The organism is Neobacillus bataviensis (assembly GCF_019969725.1).
Window position 1 is genome coordinate 352695 of sequence record NZ_JAHXYW010000006.1, and the last position, 25742, is coordinate 378436.

The following is a 25742-nucleotide window of genomic DNA, read 5'->3' on the forward strand; positions in this document are numbered from 1 at the left end:
AAATAGACAAAGCCCCTTAAAAAATAGACAAAGCCGCTGTTCCGAAGTTTTGTCATTTTTATTTTTTGAACATAAGGAATTAAAATTTGAAATGTCTGAAAACTTATCATATAATTAAAGTGTATCTTGTCGACAGCCGACATCGTGATAAAAATAACGTCTAAGAAATGACCATAATGGAACTAAAAATTGAGAAGAGGTATACAAATGTTTGACAGTCCATTGCAAAAGCCATTGCCATATTATCAACAAATTCAGCAATCCATAAAAGAAAGTATTTTTAGTGGTGTTTACAAACCTGGGGACCGGCTTTATGAGGCCCAGATTGCTAAACATTATCAAATCAGCCGCAGTCCCGTTCGAGAAGCGATTAGAGGGTTGATTATTGAAGGATTGCTGGTTATGGACGAAAAGTCCCAAATATCCGTTTACAAGCCAAATTTACAGGATGTACGCGATATTTACGAATGCCGGATTTCACTTGAGTCTAAAGCAGTTGAACTGACAGCGGAACGTGGAACCGATGAGCAGCTTCAAGAGCTCGGAAAAATATTAGAGCAAACAGCGGAAGCCATCCAAGCAGGTAATACTGAGATTATTGTAGCATGTAATGCCCGTTTTCATGAACTAATTATCCTATACAGCGGGAATGCAAGACTAATGAAATTAGTTGAGGATTTAAACAGCCTCATTTATTATTACCGTGTCTTAAATATCCAAGGTGATGGCCGGTTGGACGCGATATTAAAAGGTCATACGGACATTTACCTTGCTATAAAAGAAAGAAACCCTAAAAAAGCATCTGATAGATTAAAAGAGCATACGCACGAGGATCTATCCAATTTAATTCATATTATTGAACAGTTAGAGGAGTGATAAGTATTGCGAATCGTCCATGTCGATCAAATTGTTGAAACCGTTGCCAAATTTTGCTGGGAGGCCTGCTATTACTTGCCTGAAGACGTTTTAGCGGGATTTAGACGTGCGGAGAAAACAGAAGCTTCTCCGATTGGAAAAACTATCTTGCAGCAGCTGCTGGAAAATGCAGATGAAGCCAGGATGAATCACATGCCTTATTGTCATGATACGGGCATGGCCGTTGTGTTTGTGGAAGTCGGTCAAGACGTCCATATCACAGGCGGAAACTTTTTAGATTCGATTCAAGAAGGGGTGAGGACCGGCTATCGCGAAGGTTATTTGCGAAAATCGGTCGTCGGGGACCCGCTCATCCGCGTCAATACAGGGGATAATACACCAGCTGTCGTACATACCGAGATTGTTCCCGGTGATCAAATTAAATTCACGGTGCTCCCAAAAGGCGGAGGCAGTGAAAACATGAGTGCGATGAAATTCCTGCTTCCAGGTGAAGGCATACAAGGGGTTAAAAATTTTGTTCTGCAGACGATTAAAGAGGCAGGAGGGAAAGCATGTCCGCCGGTTGTTGTTGGAGTGGGCATCGGGGGAAGCTTTGATAAAGTAACCTCGCTTGCGAAACATGCTGTGTTAAGGGAAATAGGTGTTCATCATCATGAACCGCATATTGCCCAATTGGAAAAAGAACTTCTGGAGGAAATTAACAACACGGGAATTGGTCCGCAAGGGTTAGGCGGAACCAGTACCGCTTTATGGGTGCCGATTGAAACCTATGCCTGTCATATCACCGCATTACCGGTTGCAGTAAACATTCAATGTCACGCCGCCCGTAAAAAGTCGGCTGTGCTGTAGGAGGGGACGGAAATGGCAGAATATCGACTAAAAACACCGCTGACCGATGAAGATATCCAAAAGCTGCAGATTGGGGATCAAGTTCTTTTAACAGGGACAATTTATATGGCTCGCGATGCCGCCCACAAGAGAATGGTTGACCTGCTCGAAACAAATCAGCCTTTGCCAGTTGATTTAAGGAATGAAATTATTTTTTATGCCGGTCCTTGCCCGCCAAAGCCTGGGCAAATTATCGGACCCGTGGCCCCGACGACAGCCTTTCGCATGGACCCTTACGCTCCTGCGATGTATGAATACGGGGTAAAAGGGACAATTGGAAAAGGGCCGAGAAGAGATATGGTCAAGCAAGCCTGTAAGCAGTTTGGTGCTATTTCCTTTGCCGCAATCGGCGGGCTTTCCACCATTTTAAGCAGAAGGGTGACAGCGGTTGAGGTAGTGGCTTATGAGGACTTAGGACCGGAAGCGATCAGACGGCTCGAAGTCGAGGACTTTCCTTTATTGGTTGCTTATGACGCGCACGGTCAAGATTTGTATGAACAAGAGATTGCCAAGTATGAAAATTTTAATAAAAATGCCAATAAGGAAGTAGGTATATAATATGAAGAAACTAGAGATTGCTGTCATTCCAGGAGATGGAATCGGCAAAGAAGTCGTTCCGGTTGCCACAAAGGTTTTAGATACAGTGGCTGAAATTCATGGCGGTTTAAAATTTGAGTACAAAGAGTTTCCATGGAGCTGTGACTACTACCTCGAGCATGGAAAAATGATGCCGGAAGACGGTTTGGATATCTTAAAAAACTTTGATGCGATTTTTCTAGGAGCGATTGGAAACCCTCAGCTGGTTCCAGATCATGTTTCGTTATGGGGGCTTTTGATTAAGATTCGCCGCGAATTTGAACAATCGATCAATATTCGTCCGGCTAAATTTTTTAAAGGTTTGAAGTCACCGCTAGTTAATCCTAATGACTTTGATTTAATCGTCGTGAGGGAAAATAGTGAAGGTGAATATAGCGAAGTGGGCGGAAGGATTCACCGCGGGGATGATGAGGTTGCCATCCAAAATGCTGTTTTCACTAGAAAAGGTACAGAGCGTGCGATGCGCTACGCGTTTGAGTTGGCTAAACAAAGAAGAGGCCATGTTACATCCGCGACAAAGTCGAACGGTATTGTCCACTCGATGCCGTTTTGGGATGAGGTCTTTAATAATGTTAAGGCAGACTATGCGGATATTCAAACCGCTTCCTATCATATTGATGCTTTAGCGGCCTTTTTCGTGACACGTCCGCAGATTTTTGATGTGATTGTCGCTAGTAATCTATTTGGTGATATTTTAACCGACATTGGCGGGGCGATCATGGGGAGTATCGGAATTGCGCCGGCTGCGAATATTAATTTAAATGGAAAGTATCCGTCTATGTTCGAGCCAGTGCATGGTTCAGCGCCGGATATTTATGGCAAGGGCATTGCCAACCCAATCGGCCAGGTGTGGACCGCTAAAATGATGCTTGATCATTTTGGGGAGCACGAGCTGGGTCAGAAGCTTCTGGATGTAGTGGAAGAGGTAACGAATGAGGGAATCAAGACTCCGGATATCGGCGGCACATCCTCAACGGTTGAGGTTGGCGAAGCCATTTGTAGCCGGTTGAAGAAGGTTTGCTCTGTGTCTTAAGTGCTTCGTGATTAAATAAGAGAGGCTGTCTCTGTACTGAGGCAATCTCTTTTTTTTATTGTGGTTAGCAAAGTGCCGCCTCACCACAAACGAAACCCCTAATCTACAAGACTAGGGGTTTACTAAACTAACTAGCGATTATTTGTTTCTGCTTTCAGCATCATTAATGATGTCTTCGCCGATTTTCTTTTTCCATTCGTCGTAAACTGGCTGAAGGGCTTTTTTGAATGCATCAATTTGTTCTGGAGTTAGCTCATTAATTTTAGTTTGGCCGCGCTCTTTTAGCTTTTTAAGTGATTCCTCATTTAACTTTTCGGCAGAATCACGAGCAACTTTTGTTCCTTCTTCCACACCTTTTTGAACAATAGCTTTTGTTTTATCATTCAAGCTATTCCAGAATTTCGTATTTGTTAATAGGGCATAGTCAACACGGGTATGTCCCATTACTGTTGTATACTTCTGAACTTCGTCGAATTTCTTGGATTCGATATTACTGTAAGTATTTTCTTCTCCGTCAACCGTACCTTGCTGGAGGGCTGTGTAAAGTTCAGCGAATGGAATGGATACGGAACCTGCATTTAGCTTGCTGTAAATTTCTTCTAGTAACTGTCCGCCTTGGGTACGAATCTTTAGGCCTTTTAAATCTTCTGGTGACTTAATTGGTTTCTTATTGTTCGTCATGTGTTTTGCACCGTTTGGCCACATGGCAAGACCATGTACGCCGTCTTTTTCTAAACGCTTAAAGATTTCTTGGCCCTTTTCGCCATCCCAGAAGGCGTCGGCAGCTGCATCATCTTTAAACAAGAAAGGCATGGCAGGAACATTGAATCCAGGGTCATTACCAACCAGCTTGGACATATCCGGAATAATAAATTGAACGTTGTTGGCTACCAGGTTCTGATATTCATCTTTATCACCAAATAGCTGGCTATTTGGATATACTTGAACCTTAATTTTGCCGCCGGATTCTTTTTCAATATATTCTTTCATGGCAAGGGCCCCGGCTTGCTTTGGTGTATTTTCCGCAACAACATGGGAAATTTTAATCGTTAATTCTTGAATGCCATCTCCAGATTTACCGCCTGAACCGCTTGTTTCTTTTGATGATGAGCCGCAGGCAGCTAGACTAAATACTAATAGAAGAGTTACCGCTGCAATGAATAGTTTCTGAATCTTTTTCATTTAATTTCCCCCTTTGTAATAAATAGCTTGATACATATTGATAGATTTCTGTATGGTCCGCATCCTTTGCAAGTGCCTGACTGGCGTCATCGAATCTGTTAAAAACAAGCTGCGGAAGATTTGTCTCGGCTTCTGTTTGTAAAAATAGATTTTTAGCCATTTCTAAATCTTTCCGTAACAGTTCCAGACTAAAACCAGAATCAAAACTTTCCGTCAGGATAAAGGATGGAAACTTATACTCGGTTGAACCGCTTCGGCCAGTGCTTTGGTTAAAGACATGAATGGCTGTTTCGGGCTCTACCTCAAAACGCTCGAGCAATTGGACGGCCTCGCAGGTAGCCAATAGATGCGTGCCAGAAAGATAGTTGTTAATCGCCTTGATTAAGTGACCGCTTCCAATGGGGCCAACATGAAAGAGGCTTTTTCCCATCGATTCTAGCAAACGCTTACATTTGGTGAAGATATCAACCCTGCCCCCAATCATGATTGTTAGCTCAGCAGTGACCGCTTTCTTAACGCCTCCGCTGACTGGCGCGTCCAAAAATTCGATGTTATTTTCTTCTAGTTTTTTAAAATTGGTTCTTGTTTCTTCCGGGTAGGAACTGCTCATATCAATGATGGTTAAAGACTCTGAGGAGTAATGATCAATAATTTCGTCGATGACTTGATTTACAATCTTAGATGAGGGGAGCATGAGAATAATCGTTTGGACGTTGTGAATCCAATCTAAAAGTTTACCAGTTTTCCCGCCATAGCTCTGGAATTCGCTGATTGCGGAATCATTGACATCCATTCCGTAAACATCGTATCCATTTGTCAGCAGGTTTCTTGCCATCGGCAGCCCCATTTTACCAAGCCCAATAAAACCTACTGTCTGGATCATGAAGGAAAAATTCCTTCAAGCTCTTTATGTAGAGAGCCAATGCGCGGGTGAGCACGTCCGCTTGTTGTCACGACAGCCGCAATGACGATTTCATTATTTCTAGGTGCATCAGGGATTCTTACTTCAAATGTCATATGATGACTTCGGATTTTCGCATCCATTTTGTGTTTAATAGCTAAATCCAAACTGCTGCCGGCGGCCCCTCTTTTTTCAGCAGAAGGGAGGAGTGTTTCCGCGTCCCCGCATTGAGAACGGAACGGATTTCCAAAGGTTAGCGTGTGGATGATCGCAGAACCATGTTCAATCTCTCCATCGAGTCCAACGAGTGCCCCTTTTCCATAACCTTCTACTTCCTCACCTGTAACACCTAAAGCTTCCATCGCTTTCTTTGGCAGCAGTTCACCAAGTTGTTCGGAACACGCTTGGATGAGAGGAAGAAGGTCTTCCACATACTTGCCAGCATAAGGGTTCTTAATGACGGCTAAGGCAGCCGCAATCCGAACAGGCTTATCTGCTTTTTTGAATCCTTCAATAAAGGTCTCTTCGGAAACAGTGACGATTTTTCTGATTTCTAATTCCATTTTTACCCTCCTGATATTTTGGATTTTGGATACAATCTACAGTCGAGATGTCTTCGTCAAATGCTGATATTACCACTATAACAAAATCGATAAATATTGTGAATACACAAAAAATACAAAATAAATAAAATTTTCTATTTATTTTTTGGGTACCATCTTGTATATTTTAAATTAGGTCCAGTTGTAGATTGGATACAATCCACAGTATAAGGAGTTGATTTTATGAAGAAACTCTTTAAATGGCTTGATCACATCGAAGAAGGTTTAGCAGGAGTGCTGTTTATTGGAGGAGTAGCTGTAAGTTTGTACGGAGTTTTTACAAGGTATGTTTTGAATGCGCCAGAATCTTGGATCACGGAAATCTTTGAATTTTTGCTCACCTGGTCCATCTTTATCGGTTTCGGCTTGGCACTCAAAGACAACCGGCACATCCAAGTAGAATTATTATTTGATAAGCTTCCTAAAGGTTTAAAAAGAATTGTAGCAACTATTAGTAATTTAATAGGAGCAGGATTTGCCCTTTACCTTGCTTATTCATCCTTAGAATTGATAACGGTTTCAAAAGAACAAGGAACGAAGACAATTGATGTCGGTATGCCAATCTGGATTTCCTATCTGGTACTTCCTATCGGAATGGGGCTATTAGGTCTTTATTTTATTGTAAAGGCTTACAAAGCGGCGAAAGGCGATCAAAGAGAGCTTATCGGTGAGATTGAACTGTTATATGAAGAGATGCAAAAAGAAGGAAGTTCAAATGAGAAAGGAGTAGGCGCATGAATCCAGTTTTAGTCCTGTTTCTAGTTTTTGCCGTCCTGTGCTTAATACGGGTACCGATTGCCGTCAGCTTGGGATTATCAAGTGTCATAGCACTTTCAATGTCGGATTTTACCCTATATACTGTTATTCAAAAAATGTTCAATTCCTTAAACTCAGCCACATTGATGGCCATCCCAGGTTTCGTCTTCGCTGGAATCATTATGTCAAAAGGCGGCATTTCGCACTATTTAATTGAGGCATTGAAATCTTGGGTAGGGCATATCCGTGGTGGACTGGCTGTTATCACAGTCCTCGCTTGTATGATCTTTGCGGCCATTTCAGGTTCAAGCCCGGCAACGGCGGCTGCCGTTGGAAGCATCATGATCCCTGGTATGGTGAAAGCGGGTTATAGCAAAAGGTACGCGATGGGGCTTGTCGCTGCCTCTGGTACACTAGGAATCTTGATTCCGCCTTCGATTCCATTAATTATCTATGGAACGGTTGCTGAAGAATCAATTGGAAAGCTGTTCTCTGCGGGAATCATTCCTGGATTAATGCTTGGAGGAATTCTATTAGTCTCTGCTATTATTCATGCAAGAATCAATAATTATGGGAAATTGCCAAAACAATCGATGCAGGAAAGATGGAAAAAGACGGCTAAAGCATTTTGGGGCTTCCTGCTTCCTGTCATTATTCTTGGCGGAATCTATTCAGGTGCGGTTACACCAACAGAGGCAGCATTTGTATCGTGCTTATATGGATTAATTGTCTCTATTTTTATCTACAAAGAATTAAGCTTTCCGAAATTTAGAGAGGTCCTGAAAGAATCGATTAACATTACTTCGATGATCTTCCTTGTCATCGCATCGGCCATGATTTTCGGTATGTTCCTGACAACAGAACAGGTTCCGCAGGAATTTGCGACTTGGATTGAAGCAAGCACATCTAATAAGTGGATTTTTATGATTGGTGTTAATATCATGTTCTTTATTATGGGAATGTTCCTTGACTCGGTTGCCATCATTTTAATCACCTTGCCGATTTTATTACCGGTTTTAGCATTATTTGATATTAATATTATCCATTTTGCCATCATTATGACTATCAATATGGAGCTGGCTATGATCTCACCTCCTGTTGGGCTGAATCTATTCGTTGTCAGCGGCATTACAAGGGAAAAGGTTGGGGAAGTAGTCCGAGGCGTTCTGCCGTTCTTTGCCTTAATGATTCTCGCCCTGGCGATCGTGGTTATTTTCCCGCAGGTATCCTTATTGTTGGCCAAGTAATCTGACTCGAGCTGTAAAGAAGGTAGTAGGATGAAAGCGGTTATGGAATTTGAGACCTTACAAAATAAAGTAACAACGAGACTACGTGAAGCGATTATCACCGGAGATTTAAAACCGGGTGAAAGGCTAATCCAGGATGAGTTAGCTTCCCTAATGGGAGTAAGCCGCATGCCGATTCGCGAAGCGTTAAGAGACCTGGAAAGGGAAGGGCTGGTTGAAATCCTTCCTCATAAAGGGGCTCAAGTAACGGGGCTCACAAGGGATGATATCGAAGAGTTATATTTTCTCAGATCCAAGATGGAAGCTGTTACCGTACAAAAATCGATGAACTTTTTAACGAATGAAGATCGGGAAAGGCTTCAGGAGTTAGTAGAAAAAATGGATCGAGATATCGCGATAGGTGATATGGAATCATTTGTGGAGAATAATAGGGAATTTCATTTGTTGCTCCAGAGCGGGTGTAAATGGAAAAAAGTAAAGGTATTATGCAAACAATTTATTGAAGGCTATCCTGCACATGTTCCGAGCTTAATTCCAGATACCACACTGGTTTCGAATGAAGAGCATAAGGCTATGCTTAAAGCTCTTGATGAAAAAGATCCTATTTGGCTCGGCCAGCTGGTGGAGCACCATATTATGAGAACGGGGAATACACTTACTCGATTACTAGAGTAAGCAGTTATTTTTCCGCTGAATTGTATCCAATATCCTAAAAGGAGGGATTCTATAAAAATGAAGAGGTCCTATTTATTTGTTCCTGCCACGTCAACCAGGATGTATGAGAAGGCGCTGGCTAGTGAAGCTGATTGTGTCATTTTTGATTTAGAGGATGCCGTTGCCCTTTCTGAAAAACAAGAGGCAAGAGAGCGTGCAAAAGTTTTTCTCGAAAACAACCAGCCAGAAAAAGATGTGTTGATTCGGATTAACGATGTAAATACTCCTTTTTGGAGAGAGGATTTAGAAGCCGCCATTGTGGCGGGGGCAAGCGGGGTGGTCGTCCCGAAGGCGGAATATGCCAATAGTATGAAGATGTTATGTGAAACAGCCCTTGTTTTCCTCGAAAGACAGAATCGGGATCTTCATTCTTTTGTCGTTCTTCCATTAATTGAAACGGCAAGAGGGGTTCAATTTGCTTATGAAATTGCGGGAGCTCATTACATGATTAAGAGATTAGTATTTGGCTCGATTGATTATTCGTTGGATGTGGACTGCGAGTTGACCGATGACGGAATCGAGCTGCTGTATGCCCGGTCGCAGGTGGTTAATGCCTCGAAAGCGGCGGGCATCGGCAGCCCTGTTGATGCCGTCTACCCTGATCTTGCGAATGAACCGGGGCTGATCAACGAGTCGCAAAGGGCGAGGCGGCTTGGTTACAAGGCGAAGCTTGCCATCCATCCGAAGCAATTGCAGCCGATTCACGAGATCTTCTCGCCAGGCCAAATGGAATTGGATGAAGCATTAGAAATTGTGAATGCCTTTGAAGCGGCAGAGCAGCAAGGGATTGCCTCTATTGCAGTGGGGAATAAGCTGGTAGATTATCCGGTTTATAAAAAAGCGAAAGCGTTGCTGCTGTCGGTTGGTCTTTCTTAAGTGACTTTTCCTCTGGGAGAGTGGTGGCTCTACGTTACCCAAAACGAGGTTGGGGAGAGAATCTGGTCACGTAGAGAAGTTCTACGTTACCTAAAACGAGGTCGAGGTAAGAATCCGGTCACATAGAGAGGTTCTACGTTACCTAAAACGAGGTTGAGGTGAGAATCCGGTCAAGTAGAGAGGTTCTACGTTACCCAAAACGAGGTTGAGGTGAGAATCCGGTCACATAGAGGGGTTCTACGTTACCCAAAACGAGGTCGAGGTAAGAATCCGGTCAAGTAGAGAGGTTCTACGAATCTCTAAAACGGGATGAGAGCTAATAATAAGGTATTTCATTGCCCGCCAAAGCCAAAAAGAGGGCTCCACGTAAATGAAGCTGCAGATTAAAATAACTAGAATAACGGAGGGGAACCAGATGGTAACCGAAAAACTAGCCCTACATATCACAAATACATCTTACGAGCAATTTAGCAAAAATGCCTTAAGGGAAGCGAAACGAAGTCTATTAAACTGGCTCGGGGTGGCGATCGGCGCGGCCAACCACGAATCGATGGATATGGTACTGAACGTTGCCAGAATGACATCCAGCCAGCCGCAGGCAACCGTGCTGGGAAGAAATGAAAAAGTCGACATGCTGTTTGCCTCCCTGCTCAACGGAATGTCCTCCCATATCTTTGATTTTGACGATACCTTACTAGAAACGGTATTACATCCTTCCGCGCCTGTTTTTCCAGCGATCCTGGCCTATGCAGAGGAACATAACAAAACAGGAAAGGATGTCCTGGAAGCTTTTATCATCGGCTGTGAGGTCGAAGCGAGACTGGCCTTAAGTGTCTACCCGTCACATTACTGGCGCGGCTGGCATATTACCGGAAGCGTCGGCGGAATTGGCGCGGCAGCAGCAATCAGCAAACTGATGGGCTCAGACCTAGAAAATACCATTTACTCCCTTGGGATTGCAGCAACCGATCCGACAGGGCTGCGCGAAATGTTTGGCACGATGACAAAGCCGTATCATCCAGGCAAAGCGGCGATGAACGGACTTTTAGCAGCATTATTAGGAGGACAGGGCTTCACCGCCTCCAAACAGCCGCTTGAAGCGAAACGCGGATTCCTCCAAGTATTATCTGAAGAGAACAAGGCCGAGCTCGTGACGGAACAGTGGGGCGATAAGTGGGAAGTGGAGAAGAACAGCTACAAGCCTTACGCAAGCGGAATCGTCACCCATCCGGCCATTGATGCGATTATTTCGATTCAAAAGGAGCACAAACTTCAAGCAGAGGAAGTGGAATCGATCACGATCACCGCCCATCCGCTTGTCAAAGAGCTTACTGGAAAAACTAACATTACCACCGGGCTTGAAGGGAAATTCAGTGTGTATCATTGTGTCGCTGCTGGGTTCTTTAACCTGAAGGCCGGCGTCTATGAGTTTACCGATGAATATGTAAATGACCCTGCTGTGAAAGAGCTTCGGGACAAAATTACCCTTGTCATCAATGAAAAGATTAAAGAAGACCAAGTGCAACTCACCGTTAAATTAACGGCTGGCACCGAGTTTTCCCTTTTTGTTGAGCAAGCGATCGGCAGTGAAGATAACCCGATGACAGATGAACAAATCAAAGAGAAATTCATCGATGTAACAGGAGATATCATCAGCCTCGAAGCGAAACATGAACTGATTGACCTTGTTGACCGCTTTGAAGAAGTGGAGGATTTGACGTCGTTCTTCCAGCTGTGCCAGCCGAAGGAAACCGCAAATCAATATTAAAACCAATCACCGAGGGGACGCCAGTCTGGTCCCTTAGGTGATTATGTCTTTCAGGGGAAAAGGAGAGAAATATGGCTTTCCCAAATACAAGAGTAAGTGTACTAACAAAACAGAAGCAAAAGTCACATCCCGAAGTAAAAAAAATCATCATCCTGCTTGTTGGCATTCTTTTAATGGCAGGAGTGTATTTCATCCTCCCTGCCAACTTTACCGGTTCGGCCAGAATCATGTTGGCATTTTTGGTGCTGAGTGTCTTTTATTGGACGTTTGAGCCAATTCCGATTGGCTTGACGGCCGTGATTTTGCTCATCTTAATGCTGGTATTCGGCGTGGTGACAACAGATGTGGTCTATAGCGGATTTGCTTCGCCAGCGGTTTTTCTCATTATCGGCGGCATGATGCTTGCCAAAGGGGTCAATGACACAACGCTTACCAAAAGAATCGCCTATGTTTTTTTATCGAAATGGGGAGGAACGGCCAAGGGTCTGCTGGGGAGCATTCTGATTATTCCGCAGATCCAGTCGTTTTTTATTCCGGCAGCAGCGGTCAGGGCCACGCTGATGCTTCCGGTCGCGATGATGTCACTGGACACCATTGGCGAAAAAGCGAAAGGGAATCTCGGAAAAATGCTCCTGCTTGGGGTAGCGTTTGGCGGGACGGTCAGCGGCACTGCGGTAATGACCGCGGCCATCGGGAATATTTTAACGGTGGAATTATTGAAGGAGTTCGTGGGAATCAAAATCACCTACATTCAGTGGTTTGCCTACACCTTCCCCATTTGGCTCATCATGATCCCGGTCGTATGGTTTACATTATTAAAACGGTTCCCCTTAACGGAGGAAGAGAAACAATTTCCCCATGTAAAAAAAGAGCTGGAACAGAAGCTCGAAGAATTGGGTAAATTAAACACCAAAGAGAAAAAGTGTTTGGCGATCCTGTTCATGATTGTCGCCTTGTGGTTTACCGAGCCTTTGCACGGATTACATCCAAGTGTTCCCGCCCTGATTGGCGTGGTGTTAATGGGCTTGCCGGGGATCGGCTGCACGAAATGGGACAATTTGGTGAAGATCAATTTTGATACGGTTCTTTTGATGGGTGTTACGCTTTCCCTCGGCTATGCGTTTAATAAATCGGGAGCCGCAAAGCTGGTTGGCGATAGTTTAAGTTCCGACTGGATTCTTTATTTTCTCCACTCGCCGGTTTTGGCGGTCATAACGATTCTCGTGATTACCCATATTCTCCATTTGGCCGTGGCGAATGTCTCGACCGCCGTCGTCACCCTTGTGCCGATTTTTATCGGATTATCTGCTAAAGCCGGGGCGGACCCTGTTCTTATTTGTTTAACCGCCTCGATTGCCTGTCTTCATGGGTATATTCTGGTAGTGGAAGCAACACCAAATATCATCGTTCATAGTTCAGGACGGATCGAGCAAAAAGAGTTTTTAATTCCAGGTATTTTATTGACGGTCCTCATGAGCATCGTAGTCCTCTTAACTGCCGTTACTTGGTGGAACTGGCTAGGGCTCCTATAAGAAATATTTGTGGCAAGTCATCAGAATCTATAGACAATTTGAAATGGATTCTGTATCCTAATTCCAAATAGGATTTGGAAAGGTCGTTAAAGATGATCGAAAAAAATGGACTCATGATTGAAAACAGAGATACATTGCATTTAAGAGTTCTTAACTTAATACGCGAAGCGATTTTAAAAGGCGATTTTAAACCAGGCGAGCGCCTTAAACAATCGGAACTTGCCGATGCGTTGGGTGTCAGCCGGATGCCGATCCGTGAAGCGTTTCAAAAGCTGGAAGCCGAAGGGCTGATTAAGCTTGAACCGCATAAAGGCGCCGTGGTGAAATCCATCAATGTGGGGGATATTGAGGAGATTTATGCCCTCCGGTCCGAATTAGAAAAAATGGCCGTCTTCCAAAGTGTGGAGAATTTAACCGAGGATGACCTGAAGGAATTAACGGCATTAGTGGAGAAAATGGAAGCAAGTCCGGATGTGGATGAGTTTGTCCGCTATAATATCGAATTTCACCGGCTGTTAATCAAGAGATGTACCTGGGAGCGTCTAAACACGTTTATCAGTACCTTATGGAACGGCCTGCCGATGCAAACTCCCCATATTTTAAAAGGACAAAAGGATACATCTAATGTCGAACACAGAAGTATCTTAAATGCCGTTTTACGTAAAGATAAGGAAACAGCCGCTTACTTGGTTTCGAAACACATTTCGCGAACCGGTGAGATGTTAGTGAAGGGTTTAAAAGAAGAGGGAAGAAATTAATTCTCTCTTTTTTTTAAAAAATAATTGTATCCAATATCCAAAGTAGGTGGTGCATGAAGATGGGAAGAATGCTTGAAGACGCCAGTAAAACGCTTTTAAAACAAAACGGTGTTCCCGCTCCCAGCCACTGGGTGATCACTTCTTCAGATGAAATCACGGAACAGCATATCGAGAAACCCTGTGTCCTAAAGGCGCTCGTGCCGGTCGGAAAAAGAGGAAAGGCCGGGGCGATTCAGTTTGCCGAGACCATCGAAGAAGCAAAAGCGAAGGCAGAGCAGCTATTAAAGATGACCGTCCGGAATTATCTAGTCGAAAAGCTTTTAATAGAAGAGAAGATTGATATTGATGAAGAATGGTATGTTTCGATTACGATTGACCGTGAAAAACAGCTTCCGGTCATCATTACGACAACCGAAGGCGGAGTGGAAGTGGAGGATCTCGTGAAAGACGCCCCGGATAAAGTGGTTATCCACCATATGGACCCTTTCCTTCCGTTGTATCCTTATCAGGCGAAGGAAATATGGAGCAGGCTTGGGGTAACCGGTAAGCCGCTGATTAAGGCCACGGCCGTTTTATGCAGTCTTTATGATATTTTTACAAAATATGATTGTTATATCTTAGAAATTAACCCGCTGGTCCTGACAAAGGACGAAGAGGTAGTGGCGGCGGCATCGGTGATGGGGATCGATGATTCGGCGCTCTACCGCCAGCCGGAGCTTTCAGGGAAAGTGGAGTCCGGGAGTGAACGGTCGTGGAGGCCGCTGACAAAGCTTGAAAAAGAAATGGTCATGGTGAACGATGCCGATTACCGCGGTACTGCCCGCTACACGGAAATGGAAGGCGGAAATATCGGCTTTATGTGCGGAGGCGGAGGCGGAAGTCTGTTAAGCTTTGACGCGTTGACCCGCTTAGGCGGCAAGCCGGCCAATTATACCGAAACGGGCGGAAATCCTTCAGAAGAGAAGGTGTATGGACTGACAAAAGGAATTCTCTCCAAAGAGGGAGTGAAGGGACTGTTTGTCTCACAAAACATCACCAATAATACGCAAATTGATGTGATGGCCAAAGGGATCGTCAGAGCGGTGCAGGATATGGCACTTGACCTCAACACCTTTCCGATAGTCGTCCGGCAGGCAGGCGTGAATGACGACGAAGGTAAGCGGATTTTTGTGAAGGCAGGGATTACCTATTTTGGCGAAGAACGGACCATTGAGGAAACTGCGTTAGTGATGGTTGAAAAGATGAAGGGGGTAAGCTAGGATGGCGATTCTTATAAATCAGGATACGCGTATTGTCGTGCAGGGGATTACCGGCAGGGAAGCCGCCATGGTGGTCGGCCATACGCTCGACTACGGAACGAAAATTTTTGCCGGCGTCACTCCTGGGAAGGGCGGCCAGTTTGTTCAAGGGATCCCGGTATATGACACCGTCGCGGAGGCATTCCAGAAACATCAGGTTAACGCCAGTCTAATCATCGTCCCGCCCGGATTTGCCTTGGATGCCGTACTCGAGTCAATCCAGCAGGGAATCAAATTAATCGTTGTCACCACCGAAAACATTCCCCAGCAGGATGCCGTCAAGCTGCTGCATGCGGCGCGGAAAGAAGGGGTAACCATCATCGGGCCTAATACGGTCGGGATGATCAATCCGAAAGACAGAATCAAAATGGGGTCGGTTGGCGGGGACCGGCCGGAGCGCTGTTTTGTACCCGGCAATGTGGGGGTTATCTCCAGAAGCGGCGGAATGACGGCGGAAACGTCCTGGATGGTCAAACGGGCCGGCTTTGGGGTCACCACCAGTATCGGAATTGGCGGCGATAGTTTAATCGGAACCACCATCAAAGATTTATTGGCTCTTTTTGAAAAAGATGAGGAAACGGAAGCCGTAGTAACATTCTCTGAACCGGGAACTTCGTTTGAAGAAGAGGCGGCTGCCTTTATCCAAGCCGGCGGATTTACCAAGCCGCTCATCTCGTTTGTTGCTGGAAAATTCACGGAAGGCCTGCCGGAAGGAACGGTTTTTGGACATGCCGGTGCGATGATCTCCGGCGATACCGGACGCCCTTCTTTAAAAATGAAGGCGCTCAGGGAAGCCGGTGCCATCGTCGTTGAAGAGTACGATGATATCCTTGAAGTTTTAAAAAAAATCGTAGGAAAGAAAGTGGGGAAGGGACAATGACATTATCTAAAAAGTTAGCTGAGTATGTTTGCCGTACGAGTTTTACAGATTTGCCGGAAGATGTTGTGGAATTTACAAAAATTTGTATCCTCGACTGGTATGGCTCTGCCGTGGCCGGTAAAGACCTGCCGCCAATCCAGGCGATGAAAGAGCTTGTGGAAGAATGGGGCGGGCATGAGCAGACAAGCCTTGTGACAGGCGGAAAATCTTCGCTTGGCAATGCGGTGCTGGTCAATGCGGCTGCAAGCCATATTGTCGAGCTTGACGATATTCATAAATCTTCGATTATCCATGCCGGTACCGTGGTCATTCCGGCGGCAGTCGCAGCAGCTGAAGCCTATGACTTATCAGGGAAAGACTTGATTACTGCCGTGGCTGTCGGCTATGAAGTCTGCTACCGGATTGGCGAAGCCGTTTCTCCGTCCCACTATTATTTTTGGCATAATACCGCTACCTGCGGAACCTTTGGCTCAGCCGCCGCCGTTGCCAAGCTATTAAACTTAAACGTGGAGCAAACGATGTACGCCCTCGGAAATGCCGGAAGCCAGGCAGCCGGATTGTGGGAGTTTATCGAGGATGGGGCCAACACGAAACAACTGCACACCGCGAAAGCTGCCTACAACGGCACACTCGCCGCCCTGCTGGCGAAAAAGAATTTCACGTCCGCGACGAAAATTTTAGAAGGAAGAAGAGGGTTCTTTGAAGCGATGGCGGAAGCGGCCGATCCTTCAAAAATCACGAAAAATCTTGGGGAAGAGTGGAAGATCACCGAGAACAGCTTTAAAATCCATGCCTCCTGCCGTCATACACATCCAGCCATCGATTGCATCCTCGACATCATGAATGAACATTCCCTTTCTTATCAGCAGATTGAGCGGATTACGATTAAAACGTATCAAACCGTCTTGAATATCACCGACAAACCGAATCCGGACAGCGTTTATGCCTGCAAATTCAGCAGTCAGTTCTGCGCCAGTCTCGCCGCTGTAAAGGGCTCCGCTTCATTAAGGGATTTTACGGAAGAAAGCTTACGAGACTCTGAGATTTTGAGTCTGGTGAAAAAAGTAGACGTGCTCGTTGATCCCTATTATGAAGAAGCCTATCCGGAAAAATGGGGAGCCAGTGTAGAGGTACTCCTTGATAATGGGAAAATTTTTGAAAAAGCAACCGATTATCCAAAGGGCGATCCTGAAAAAATGGCGAGCAAAGAGGAATTGATTCAGAAGTTTATTTCCATGACCGCCGATAAATTAGAAAATCCGGAAGCAGAAGTGGAAGCGATTTTTCAATTAGATAGCATCGAGACGAGAGAATGGCTGGGAAGAAAGTTGCATTTGCCGCATTAAACAGGATTACCCCTGTTTCGTATCGAACTAATAATGGGGAGTTGGTGAAGACGTGAACTATGATGTGATCGTAATCGGCGGGGGTCAGGCGGCCCTTGGTGCAGCGATTTCGGCAAGGGAAGAAGGGGCGCGGGTTGCCTTGCTGACAAAAGGTAAAGCGGGATTCGGCGGCTCCTCTGTCATTTCGGACGGCGTCCAATCGGCAATTTTTTCAGAAGGGGATTCTCCGGAAACGTTTTTCGACGATATCCTGCGCGGAAGCAGAGGTCTATCCAATCCAGCATTAGCGAGAATTTTAGCAGAGGAATGTACTGTACGGGTCAATGAACTGGAAAGCAAATTCGGGATTGAGCTGGAACGGGAGCGGAAGGTCGCTACGCCCGGCCACTCGTTTCCCCGCAGGGTTTATGCGGCAAACGGACTCGGAAAAAACACCACAAAGGTGTTAAGGCAATATGCCATTGAGATTGGGGTAGAATTTTTCGAGCAGGCAGTCTTGGTTGATTTGCTCAAGGACGGCCAAGCGGTTATAGGAGTTGTCGTGGAAAAGGAAGGTACGGTGATGGCATTTACTGCCCCTTCTACGATTCTAGCAACCGGCGGATTCGGCGGGCTCTATGCATCTACCGATAATCCAAAGGATGTTTCGGGAGAGGGCATCGGCCTGGCCTGGAGGCATGGGGCGGAGATTGTGGATATGGAATTTGTCCAGTTTTATCCGTACCGACTGCAGCAGCCTGCCAACATCGATGTAATGACGAGGATTTTTGGAAAAGGAGCCATCCTTTTGAATGGGTCCTCGGAGCGGTTTATGGAGGATTTCCCGAGGAGGGAGCTGGAAACGAGGGACATCCTTAGCTACGAAATGTTCAAGCAAAACGAAGTTTATTTGGATTTTTCGGCTGTTCCTGTTAAAGACTTGGAGAAGGACAGCCCTTATGTATACAGGCTTGTGAAAAAAGGATATCAAGGCGTCTGGAAGATGTATCCTGTTCAGCATTATTGCATGGGCGGGATTAAAGCCGATGAGTATGGCCGGACGAATATTAAAGGATTATATGCCTGCGGGGAAGTGACCGGCGGCCTTCACGGTGCAAACCGGCTTGGCGGCGGTTCCTTGACGGAAGCCCTTGTATTCGGGAAGCGGACAGGGAAAATGGCTGCGCTGGAGGGAGTGCCCGTGCCTGTTGCGGTAAAGGCCGAGGCAGAGCGTTTCGGAAAAGATACACTTCCTGGAGGCAAAACCCTGGAGGTTTCCCAACGGTTAAAAGAAATCATGTGGAACCTTGTCGGCATTGAACGAACCTCTAGTTCCTTGGAAAAGGCAGAAAAAGAGTTGAGTGAGTTGGCTTTCTATTTAAATAAAGAAAGTGGGGTTGCGGCACTGCAGCTTCATGATAAAGTCCGGGCAGCGTGGGCTGCGGCCTTTGCAGGTGCGAAGAGGAAGGAAAGCAGAGGGGCTCATATCCTGCAGGATGTGAAAGTGGAAAAAAAGGAATGGGAAGGTAGTTTAGTGATTCAAGGGGATAACATTACATTCACGAAAGAAATTCATGCATAAGGGGAAGATGGCTTTGCGGACGATTTTTTATGAGGAGATAGTGAATCAGGTGGCAGCTATGTGTCAAGAGGCCAATTTTGAGCTGGGACAGGATGTGATTCAAGCCTTTCAATCTGCCTTGAAAAAAGAAACATCGGAAACGGGGAAAGATATTTTAGAACAATTGCTGCTGAATGCGGATATTGCCCGTTCAGAGCGTGTGCCGATGTGTCAGGATACCGGGGTTTCCGTTTTTATCGTAGAGGTAGGCCAGGATTGCCATATTAGCCGCGGCAGTCTGTACGATGCCATCAATGAAGGGGTCAAGAAAGGGTATGAAGAAGGGTATTTAAGGCATTCGATCGTCGATCACCCGATTACAAGGGAAAAGAGTAAAGGTTATAATACTCCTTCCATTATCCATGTTGAGCTCGTGCCTGGGGATGAACTAGTCATCCATATGTCGGCCAAAGGCGGTGGCAGTGAAAATATGAGCGCATTGAAAATGCTGAAGCCTGCCGACGGGTTAGCGGGGATTAAGGATTATATTTTAACCATTGTCGCTCAAGCCGGGCCGAATGCCTGCCCGCCGTTGGTCGTCGGAGTTGGGATCGGCGGCAATTTTGAGCGCTGTGCGTATTTGGCGAAGAAATCGTTATTCCGCCCGATTGGACATCGCAGTGAACGGCCGGAAATCGCGGAGCTGGAAATGGAATTGATGGAAAAAATCAATGAGCTTGGCATCGGTCCGCAGGGGATGGGAGGGAATACGACGGCGCTGGATGTAAAAATTGAGATTGAACCATGCCATATTGCCGCCTTGCCGGTTGCGGTCAATTTGAACTGCCATGCGAGCAGACATAAAGAGGTCAGAATCTAAGGGGGAGGGATTAGTGGTGTCAGCTATTCATTTAATGAATCCAATATCCGAACAGGAGTTGTTGAAGTTAAAAGCGGGTGATCGCGTTCTATTAAGCGGCACGATTTATACGGCCAGGGATGCGGCTCATAAAAGAATGTTTGAAGCGCTGGAAAGAGGCGAGGAATTGCCTTTTGATGTGAAAGGGCAGACGATTTATTATGTCGGGCCGACTCCCTCGAAGCCGGGGCATGTGATTGGCTCCGCCGGCCCGACCACAAGCGGACGGATGGATAAGTATACTCCTTCTTTGCTGGATCTTGGTTTAAAGGGAATGATCGGAAAGGGCTACCGCAGCGAGGAAGTCATTGAATCGATGAAGAAAAATAAAGCCGTTTATTTTGCCGCTATCGGCGGTTCGGGGGCATTGATTGCCCGGACGATCCAATCCGTGGAGGTCGTCGCCTATGAGGACCTGGGGCCAGAGGCGATCTATAAGCTGACAATCAAAGATTTTCCAGCCGTGGTCATCGTGGATAGCGAGGGAAATGATTGGTACAAAATAGGGAAACTGCAATTTCAATAAGGACAAGGCGCTGATTGAGTTGATCGGCTGCCTTGTTTTTTTTGTTATGGAAACTATACATTTGGTTTGCCTCTATGAGACATTTTGGGGGTTTTTCTGTGCGATTATGTCCCATAGAGCTTTTCTATGGGACAGTTTGGCAGTTTTTCAGGATGATTTTGTCTCATAGAGGCTTTCTATGGGACAGTTTGGCAGTTTTTCAGGATGATTTTGTCTCATAGAGCCTGTCTATGGGACAGTTTCGTAGTTTCATATATCAATTATGTCCCATAAACATTTTCCACTTATGGGACAATTCCACGTTATCCCTGCTCTAGTGTTTAAGAAAACCTAAATTAATTTATGAAAATTCTAAAAACTGTTGAAATTGTATATTGGATACAGTATCCTATTTATAAAGATGGATCACTTTTTTATAGAGGAAGCGATAACGATGAAATTAGCCGACCAAGTCACCATTTACGAAGTAGGCTTGCGGGATGGACTTCAGCTAGAATCCAAAGTTTTAACAGTCGACGAGAAAGTAGAGATCTTTTCTCTTTTGCAAAAGGCCAATGTATCCGAAATCGAATTCGGCTCCTTTGTCCACCCAAAACTCGTGCCGCAAATGGCCAATACCGCAGCGTTTTATTCGCATCTAAAGTCATTGGACGAAATGCAGCTCGTTGCCCTGGTACCTAATTTAAAAGGACTCGAACTGGCCAAACAAAATGGCATCAAGTCCGTCAATTATGTTTTTTCAGCAAGTAATACCCATAATGAACAAAATGTCCGGCAAACGACCGAACAGTCATTGGAAAACTTCAAGCATTTATCTCAATTCGCATCAGATAACGAGATCCAACTTAACGTTACAGTTGCTACTTCATTTGGCTGTCCTTTTGAGGGGACAGTCCCGCCCGAACGCATCATGAATCTCATTGAAAAACTTCTCTTACATAACATCAAAAGAATTACGCTCGCAGATACAACCGGAATGGCCAATCCGAAGCAAGTCTATCAATTGACGAAGCAAATCGTGAATGAATGGAAGGATGCTGAATTTGGCTGCCATTTTCACAATACAAGGGGAATGGGGCTGGCTAATATCGTGGCTGGTTTAGAGGCCGGGGTCACAATCTTCGATGCTTCCTTAGGCGGGATTGGCGGCTGTCCATTTGCTCCTGGTGCAACGGGGAATGTTTGCACGGAGGACGTGGTCCACATGCTGGAGGAAATGGGTGTCCGTACCTCTATCAATCTAGATTATTTAATCGAAGCTTCCCACCGCTTGAAAGAATTACTAGAACATGATTTGCCGGGGCAGGTCGCAAAGGCTGGTAAAAGCTCTCGCATATATCCTGTGCCTACTAAAATATGTTAAAGGGATGAGAATACATGCTAGTGAAAACTTATGAAACCATTAAATTGGAAAGGGCAGAAAGCCATCAAGGGATTGCGATTTTAACCTTGAACCGCCCGGAATCGATGAATGCCATGAATACGAAAATGGCTTTGGAATTAATAGAAGCCTTAGAGGAACTAAAATACGACGAGAGTGTCCGTGTATTGGTGGTAACCGGTTCCGGAGTTAAAAGCTTCTGTGTCGGGGCGGACCTCAAAGAGCGGAATGGCATGTCCCAGAAGGACTGGAAAAAGCAGCACGATTATTTTGAAAAAGTAACAGAAAGTATTCGGGAATTTCCTTATCCTGTCATCGGTGCGATTAACGGTTATGCATTAGGCGGAGGACTTGAAATCGCGCTTAGCTGCGACATAAGAACCTCTGCTGAGCAGGTTGGATTAGGTCTTCCAGAGGCGAAATTGGGGTTGATTCCAGGCATTGGCGGATCTCAATTGCTTCCCCGCATTCTGCCAATCGGCTTAGCAAAAGAAATCCTATTCACCGGAAAACGGATTACTGCAGAAGAAGGAAAGCAGTGGGGGCTTATCAATCATGTGTTTGAGAGTGAAGCCTTGCTAGCGGAAACGATTAAGCTCGCTGAAAGCATCGCCTTGAATGCGCCGCTTTCCTTAAAAGCTTTGAAGAAGGCTGTGAATAAAGGAACGGAAACGGATTTAGCTACCGGACTTGTTTTGGAATTAGAAGCTTACTATACATGTGCGAATTCAGAAGACAGGCTTGAAGGTATTTATGCTTTTAATGAAAAGCGTGCGCCGGAGTGGAGAGGGCGTTAACAGGGTTACTCGCGGACGAGATTGCGTAAGTCGCGGATAAGGTAGCGTAACTCTCAGATAAACCGATTTTACTCTCAAGAAACTCGTTACAATTTTATAAACCAGGAGGTATATAAAAAATGTCCAATACAAAATTAATGGAAAACACGGAACACGAAATGATCCGCAAAAGCGTTCGTTCTTTATGTGAGCGCTTTCCAGAAGACTACTGGCGGGAATTAGATGAAAAAAGCGAGTACCCTACCGCTTTTGTCCAAGCCTTAACCGAAGAGGGATGGCTGTCTGTTTTAATTCCGGAAGAATACGGCGGAGCCGGACTAGGAATGACGGAAGCTTGCATTATTTTAGAAGAAATCAATCGTTCAGGCGGCAACGCTGGCGCCTGCCACGCTCAAATGTATACGATGGGTGCCCTGCTGCGCCACGGCAATGAGGATCAGAAACGAAGATTCCTTCCGAAGATTGCCAGCGGTGAGCTTCGCCTGCAAGCGTTTGGGATCACAGAACCTACTGCCGGAAGTGATACCACCAGCATCCAAACCTTTGCCGAAAGAGTCGGAGACAAATATGTGGTGCATGGCCAAAAGATTTGGACATCCAGAGCGGAGCATTCCGATCTAATGATGTTATTGGCCAGAACGACACCAAAAGACAAAGTGGCAAAAAAGACAGACGGTTTGAGCCTGTTTATTTTAGATATGAAAGAACAAGCCGATAAAATTGATATCCGCCCGATTGATACGATGATTAATCATGCAACAACAGAAGTATTTTTTGAGGGGGCTGAAATCCCGGTTGAAAACTTGATTGGGGAAGAAGGAAAAGGCTTCCGTTATGTTCTTGGCGGGATGAATGCAGAGCGGATTCTCATCGCATCTGAATCCATCGGCGACGGAATGTACTTTGTTGATAAATCAGTCCAATATGCCAATGAACGGGTCGTCTTTGGCCGTCCGATTGGGCAAAACCAAGGGGTTCAATTCCCGCTTTCCAGAGGCTATATGGATATCCAGGCCGCAAAATTGATGAGAGATAAGGCGGCTGAAATGTTCGATGCAGGCGTGGAATGCGGAGCTGAGGCAAACATGGCAAAATATTTGGCCTCTGAAGCCACCTGGCGCGCAGCGAATGCAGCTATGGACACCTATGGCGGTTATGGTTTTGCAAAAGAATACAATATCGAAAGAAAATTTAAGGAAGCACGTTTATTTATTGTAGCCCCGATTACCAACAATCTAGTTGTAAGCTATGTAGGACAGCATGTCCTTGGATTGCCACGTTCATTTTAAAAAAAGACCATCAAGAGGGCAGCAGGTCCTCTATTTAGAAAAGGGGGAGCCAAGATGCCAGGACCATTGAGCGGCATTCGTGTAGTAGATGTAACGACAAATATTTCAGGCCCAAGTTTAACAATGATTTTAGCTGATTTAGGGGCAGAAATTATTAAAATTGAAAGACCGAAAACTGGAGACGATTCTAGAGGAATGGGACCCTTTTGGGAAGGAGAAGGAGTTTATTTCCTTCAAATCAATCGGAATAAACAATCGATTGTCATCGATTTAAAAAAGGAAAGCGGCCGTCAGATTGTGTATGACCTTGTCCAGACTGCTGATGTATTTGTAGAAAACTTCCGCTATCAAAAAGCGGAAAAAATGGGGCTTGGTTATGAAAAATTAAAGCAACTAAATCCCTCTTTAGTGTATTGTTCTTTATCGGCTTATGGCCAGAAAGGTCCGCTTTGTGATCGTCCCGGCTATGATGCTATCGCGCAGGCGGATTCAGGGATTATTGGAATTAACGGAGCAGAAGGAGCGGAGATTGCCCGCGTTCCTGTTTCCGTATTAGATCAAGGCAGTGCCATGTGGGGTGCCATTGGCGTAATTTCCGCCTTATTTCATAAACTAAAAACAGGAGAAGGACAATTAGTAACCACTTCTCTTTATGAAACAGGCGTCTTCTGGGTCGGCTATCATATGTTATCCTGGCTTGCGACCGGGAATGAGCCGAAGAAAAATGGTGCGGGCCATACGGCTTTTGCTCCGTATGGGGCTTTTCAGGCCAGTGATGCTCCTGTTATTATTGGCATTTCCAATAACTCATTATTCAAGCGATTATGTAAGGTGCTTGGTAAGGATGAATGGATAGAGGATCCGCGCTACAAAAATAATCCAGAGCGGGTGGAGCATCGGGAAACATTAAGAGTGGCGATTGAAAACATTCTTCAGGCTAAGACGGCTGATGAATGGGTACAGTTATTAGCTGATGCGGGAGTACCGAGTTCGAAGGTTAAGAAAATATCAGAAGTTGTTCAGGATCAGCAAACAGAAGCTATCGGGATGTGGACGGATGTTTCTCACTCCTCTATTAACAACTTCAGACTGGCAAGACTTCCTTTTGAACTTAGCACCTCAGCAGTTTCCATTCAAAAAGCTCCGCCTAAACTTGGAGAGAATACGGAAGAGATATTAGCTATGCTTGGCTACGATCATGAAAAAATAAAACAGTTTATCCATGATGGTACGATCCAGGCTGAATATAAGAAGATAGAATCGTGTAAATAGAATTGATTGCTTTAAATGAGCCCACTGCATAATAGCAGTGGGTGTTCGTTTTTAGGCTGCTACCGCTACTCGAAAATCATTTTTATTTTTTTAAAAAAACTATTGACCAATCTGAATATCTCCTGTAATATATGAAAAGTCGTCAGCGAGGCGATGAAAGAAAAACAAAAAAGTTGTTGACTTCGAGTTAATAACTTGTTATGATAATAAAGTCGCTTTTGAGCGATAACTTAGAAATTCTAAAAAACAACTTGACATTGCTCCTGCGCCATAGCGTATTCAAAGCTGTATTGTTCAGCTCGTCGCAAGGCTGCAAGTAGAATTTTCAAAGTTGTTTCTCTAGAAGTAATTCAATGTAGTAGCCTTGTTCTTTGAAAACTAAACAAACAAAAACGTCAACAAACAATAATAATCGTTTCTTCTGAAACGAAGCCAACGTTTTATTTTATGAGCTAATCAACTTTCTTGGAGAGTTTGATCCTGGCTCAGGACGAACGCTGGCGGCGTGCCTAATACATGCAAGTCGAGCGAGACTCTTCGGAGTCTAGCGGCGGACGGGTGAGTAACACGTGGGCAACCTGCCTGTAAGACTGGGATAACACCGGGAAACCGGTGCTAATACCGGATAATCCTTTTCCTCTCATGAGGAAAAGCTGAAAGTCGGTTTCGGCTGACACTTACAGATGGGCCCGCGGCGCATTAGCTAGTTGGTGAGGTAACGGCTCACCAAGGCGACGATGCGTAGCCGACCTGAGAGGGTGATC

24 protein-coding genes and 1 rRNA gene are annotated in these 25742 nt (G+C 45.2%); 22 read left to right on the forward strand and 3 right to left on the reverse strand.

Annotation, left to right across the window (positions count from 1 at the left end; all coding sequences use genetic code 11):
• The first annotated feature begins 207 nt into the window (after positions 1-207).
• From LC455_RS17630 to LC455_RS17645, 4 genes are read left to right on the forward strand one after another with little or no spacing between them, the layout of a single operon-like run.
• Entirely contained in the window at positions 208-876 is a 669-nt protein-coding gene (locus LC455_RS17630) for a GntR family transcriptional regulator (RefSeq protein WP_223592697.1), read from the forward strand.
• 6 nt (positions 877-882) lie between these two features.
• Positions 883-1725, forward strand: coding sequence for a fumarate hydratase (locus LC455_RS17635; protein WP_223592699.1), 843 nt, complete (start codon positions 883-885; stop codon positions 1723-1725).
• Between the two features lie 12 nt (positions 1726-1737).
• The gene (locus LC455_RS17640) at positions 1738-2322 is read left to right on the forward strand and encodes a FumA C-terminus/TtdB family hydratase beta subunit (protein ID WP_223592701.1); all 585 of its coding nucleotides are present in this window, start codon (positions 1738-1740) and stop codon (positions 2320-2322) included.
• 1 nt (position 2323) lies between these two features.
• Entirely contained in the window at positions 2324-3394 is a 1071-nt protein-coding gene (locus tag LC455_RS17645) for a tartrate dehydrogenase (RefSeq protein ID WP_223592703.1), read from the forward strand.
• 138 nt (positions 3395-3532) lie between these two features.
• Here LC455_RS17645 and LC455_RS17650 read toward each other — a convergent pair whose 3' ends face one another.
• Genes LC455_RS17650 through LC455_RS17660 form a run of 3 tightly spaced genes read right to left on the reverse strand, consistent with a single transcriptional unit; the run spans position 3533 to position 6040 of the window.
• On the reverse strand, positions 3533-4576 hold the full coding sequence (locus LC455_RS17650) for a DctP family TRAP transporter solute-binding subunit (RefSeq protein WP_223592705.1): 1044 nt from the start codon (positions 4574-4576) through the stop codon (positions 3533-3535).
• Positions 4521-5459, reverse strand: a complete 939-nt coding sequence (locus LC455_RS17655; RefSeq protein WP_223592707.1) for an NAD(P)-dependent oxidoreductase — start codon at positions 5457-5459, stop codon at positions 4521-4523. The genes LC455_RS17650 and LC455_RS17655 overlap by 56 nt, the downstream gene beginning before the upstream one ends.
• Entirely contained in the window at positions 5456-6040 is a 585-nt protein-coding gene (locus LC455_RS17660) for an amino acid synthesis family protein (RefSeq protein ID WP_223592709.1), read from the reverse strand. Before LC455_RS17660 ends, LC455_RS17655 begins: the two co-directional genes overlap by 4 nt.
• Positions 6041-6262: 222 nt before the next feature.
• Between LC455_RS17660 and LC455_RS17665 the strand changes: the two genes are divergently transcribed.
• The 18 genes from LC455_RS17665 to LC455_RS17750 form a co-directional block, all read left to right on the forward strand.
• Positions 6263-6817, forward strand: a complete 555-nt coding sequence (locus LC455_RS17665) for a TRAP transporter small permease (protein WP_223592710.1) — start codon at positions 6263-6265, stop codon at positions 6815-6817.
• Positions 6814-8082: a TRAP transporter large permease gene (locus LC455_RS17670; RefSeq protein ID WP_223592711.1), complete on the forward strand. Its 1269-nt coding sequence runs from the start codon at positions 6814-6816 to the stop codon at positions 8080-8082. Before LC455_RS17665 ends, LC455_RS17670 begins: the two co-directional genes overlap by 4 nt.
• Positions 8083-8112: 30 nt before the next feature.
• On the forward strand, positions 8113-8757 hold the full coding sequence (locus tag LC455_RS17675; RefSeq protein WP_223592712.1) for a GntR family transcriptional regulator: 645 nt from the start codon (positions 8113-8115) through the stop codon (positions 8755-8757).
• A gap of 57 nt (positions 8758-8814) precedes the next feature.
• On the forward strand, positions 8815-9672 hold the full coding sequence (locus LC455_RS17680) for an HpcH/HpaI aldolase/citrate lyase family protein (RefSeq protein WP_223592713.1): 858 nt from the start codon (positions 8815-8817) through the stop codon (positions 9670-9672).
• A 370-nt stretch (positions 9673-10042) separates the two neighbouring features.
• Complete coding sequence (locus tag LC455_RS17685; protein ID WP_223592714.1) at positions 10043-11440, forward strand: MmgE/PrpD family protein; 1398 nt, start codon at positions 10043-10045, stop codon at positions 11438-11440.
• Between the two features lie 71 nt (positions 11441-11511).
• Positions 11512-12972 (forward strand): SLC13 family permease, encoded by a 1461-nt coding sequence (locus tag LC455_RS17690; RefSeq protein WP_223592715.1) that lies wholly within the window; start codon positions 11512-11514, stop codon positions 12970-12972.
• A gap of 92 nt (positions 12973-13064) precedes the next feature.
• Positions 13065-13730 carry a GntR family transcriptional regulator gene (locus tag LC455_RS17695; protein WP_223592716.1) on the forward strand — a complete coding sequence of 222 codons (666 nt, stop codon included), beginning with the start codon at positions 13065-13067 and terminating at the stop codon, positions 13728-13730.
• 59 nt (positions 13731-13789) lie between these two features.
• The gene (locus tag LC455_RS17700) at positions 13790-14989 is read left to right on the forward strand and encodes an ATP-grasp domain-containing protein (RefSeq protein ID WP_223592718.1); all 1200 of its coding nucleotides are present in this window, start codon (positions 13790-13792) and stop codon (positions 14987-14989) included.
• Between the two features lies 1 nt (position 14990).
• The gene (locus LC455_RS17705; protein WP_223592720.1) at positions 14991-15908 is read left to right on the forward strand and encodes a succinate--CoA ligase subunit alpha; all 918 of its coding nucleotides are present in this window, start codon (positions 14991-14993) and stop codon (positions 15906-15908) included.
• Entirely contained in the window at positions 15905-17254 is a 1350-nt protein-coding gene (locus LC455_RS17710) for an MmgE/PrpD family protein (RefSeq protein WP_223592722.1), read from the forward strand. The genes LC455_RS17705 and LC455_RS17710 overlap by 4 nt, the downstream gene beginning before the upstream one ends.
• 52 nt (positions 17255-17306) lie before the next feature.
• Positions 17307-18815 carry an FAD-binding protein gene (locus tag LC455_RS17715; protein ID WP_223592723.1) on the forward strand — a complete coding sequence of 503 codons (1509 nt, stop codon included), beginning with the start codon at positions 17307-17309 and terminating at the stop codon, positions 18813-18815.
• A gap of 7 nt (positions 18816-18822) precedes the next feature.
• Positions 18823-19674: a fumarate hydratase gene (locus tag LC455_RS17720; RefSeq protein ID WP_317851449.1), complete on the forward strand. Its 852-nt coding sequence runs from the start codon at positions 18823-18825 to the stop codon at positions 19672-19674.
• 16 nt (positions 19675-19690) lie between these two features.
• Positions 19691-20239: a Fe-S-containing hydro-lyase gene (locus LC455_RS17725; protein ID WP_317851450.1), complete on the forward strand. Its 549-nt coding sequence runs from the start codon at positions 19691-19693 to the stop codon at positions 20237-20239.
• Between the two features lie 433 nt (positions 20240-20672).
• A complete protein-coding gene (locus LC455_RS17730; RefSeq protein WP_223592728.1) occupies positions 20673-21602 on the forward strand; it encodes a hydroxymethylglutaryl-CoA lyase in 930 nt (309 codons plus the stop codon).
• A gap of 14 nt (positions 21603-21616) precedes the next feature.
• Positions 21617-22417, forward strand: coding sequence for an enoyl-CoA hydratase-related protein (locus tag LC455_RS17735; RefSeq protein ID WP_223592730.1), 801 nt, complete (start codon positions 21617-21619; stop codon positions 22415-22417).
• 119 nt (positions 22418-22536) lie between these two features.
• The gene (locus tag LC455_RS17740; protein ID WP_223592732.1) at positions 22537-23706 is read left to right on the forward strand and encodes an acyl-CoA dehydrogenase family protein; all 1170 of its coding nucleotides are present in this window, start codon (positions 22537-22539) and stop codon (positions 23704-23706) included.
• Between the two features lie 54 nt (positions 23707-23760).
• Positions 23761-24978 (forward strand): CaiB/BaiF CoA transferase family protein, encoded by a 1218-nt coding sequence (locus tag LC455_RS17745; RefSeq protein ID WP_223592733.1) that lies wholly within the window; start codon positions 23761-23763, stop codon positions 24976-24978.
• A 462-nt stretch (positions 24979-25440) separates the two neighbouring features.
• Positions 25441-25742 (forward strand): 16S ribosomal RNA (locus LC455_RS17750); the annotation flags it as partial.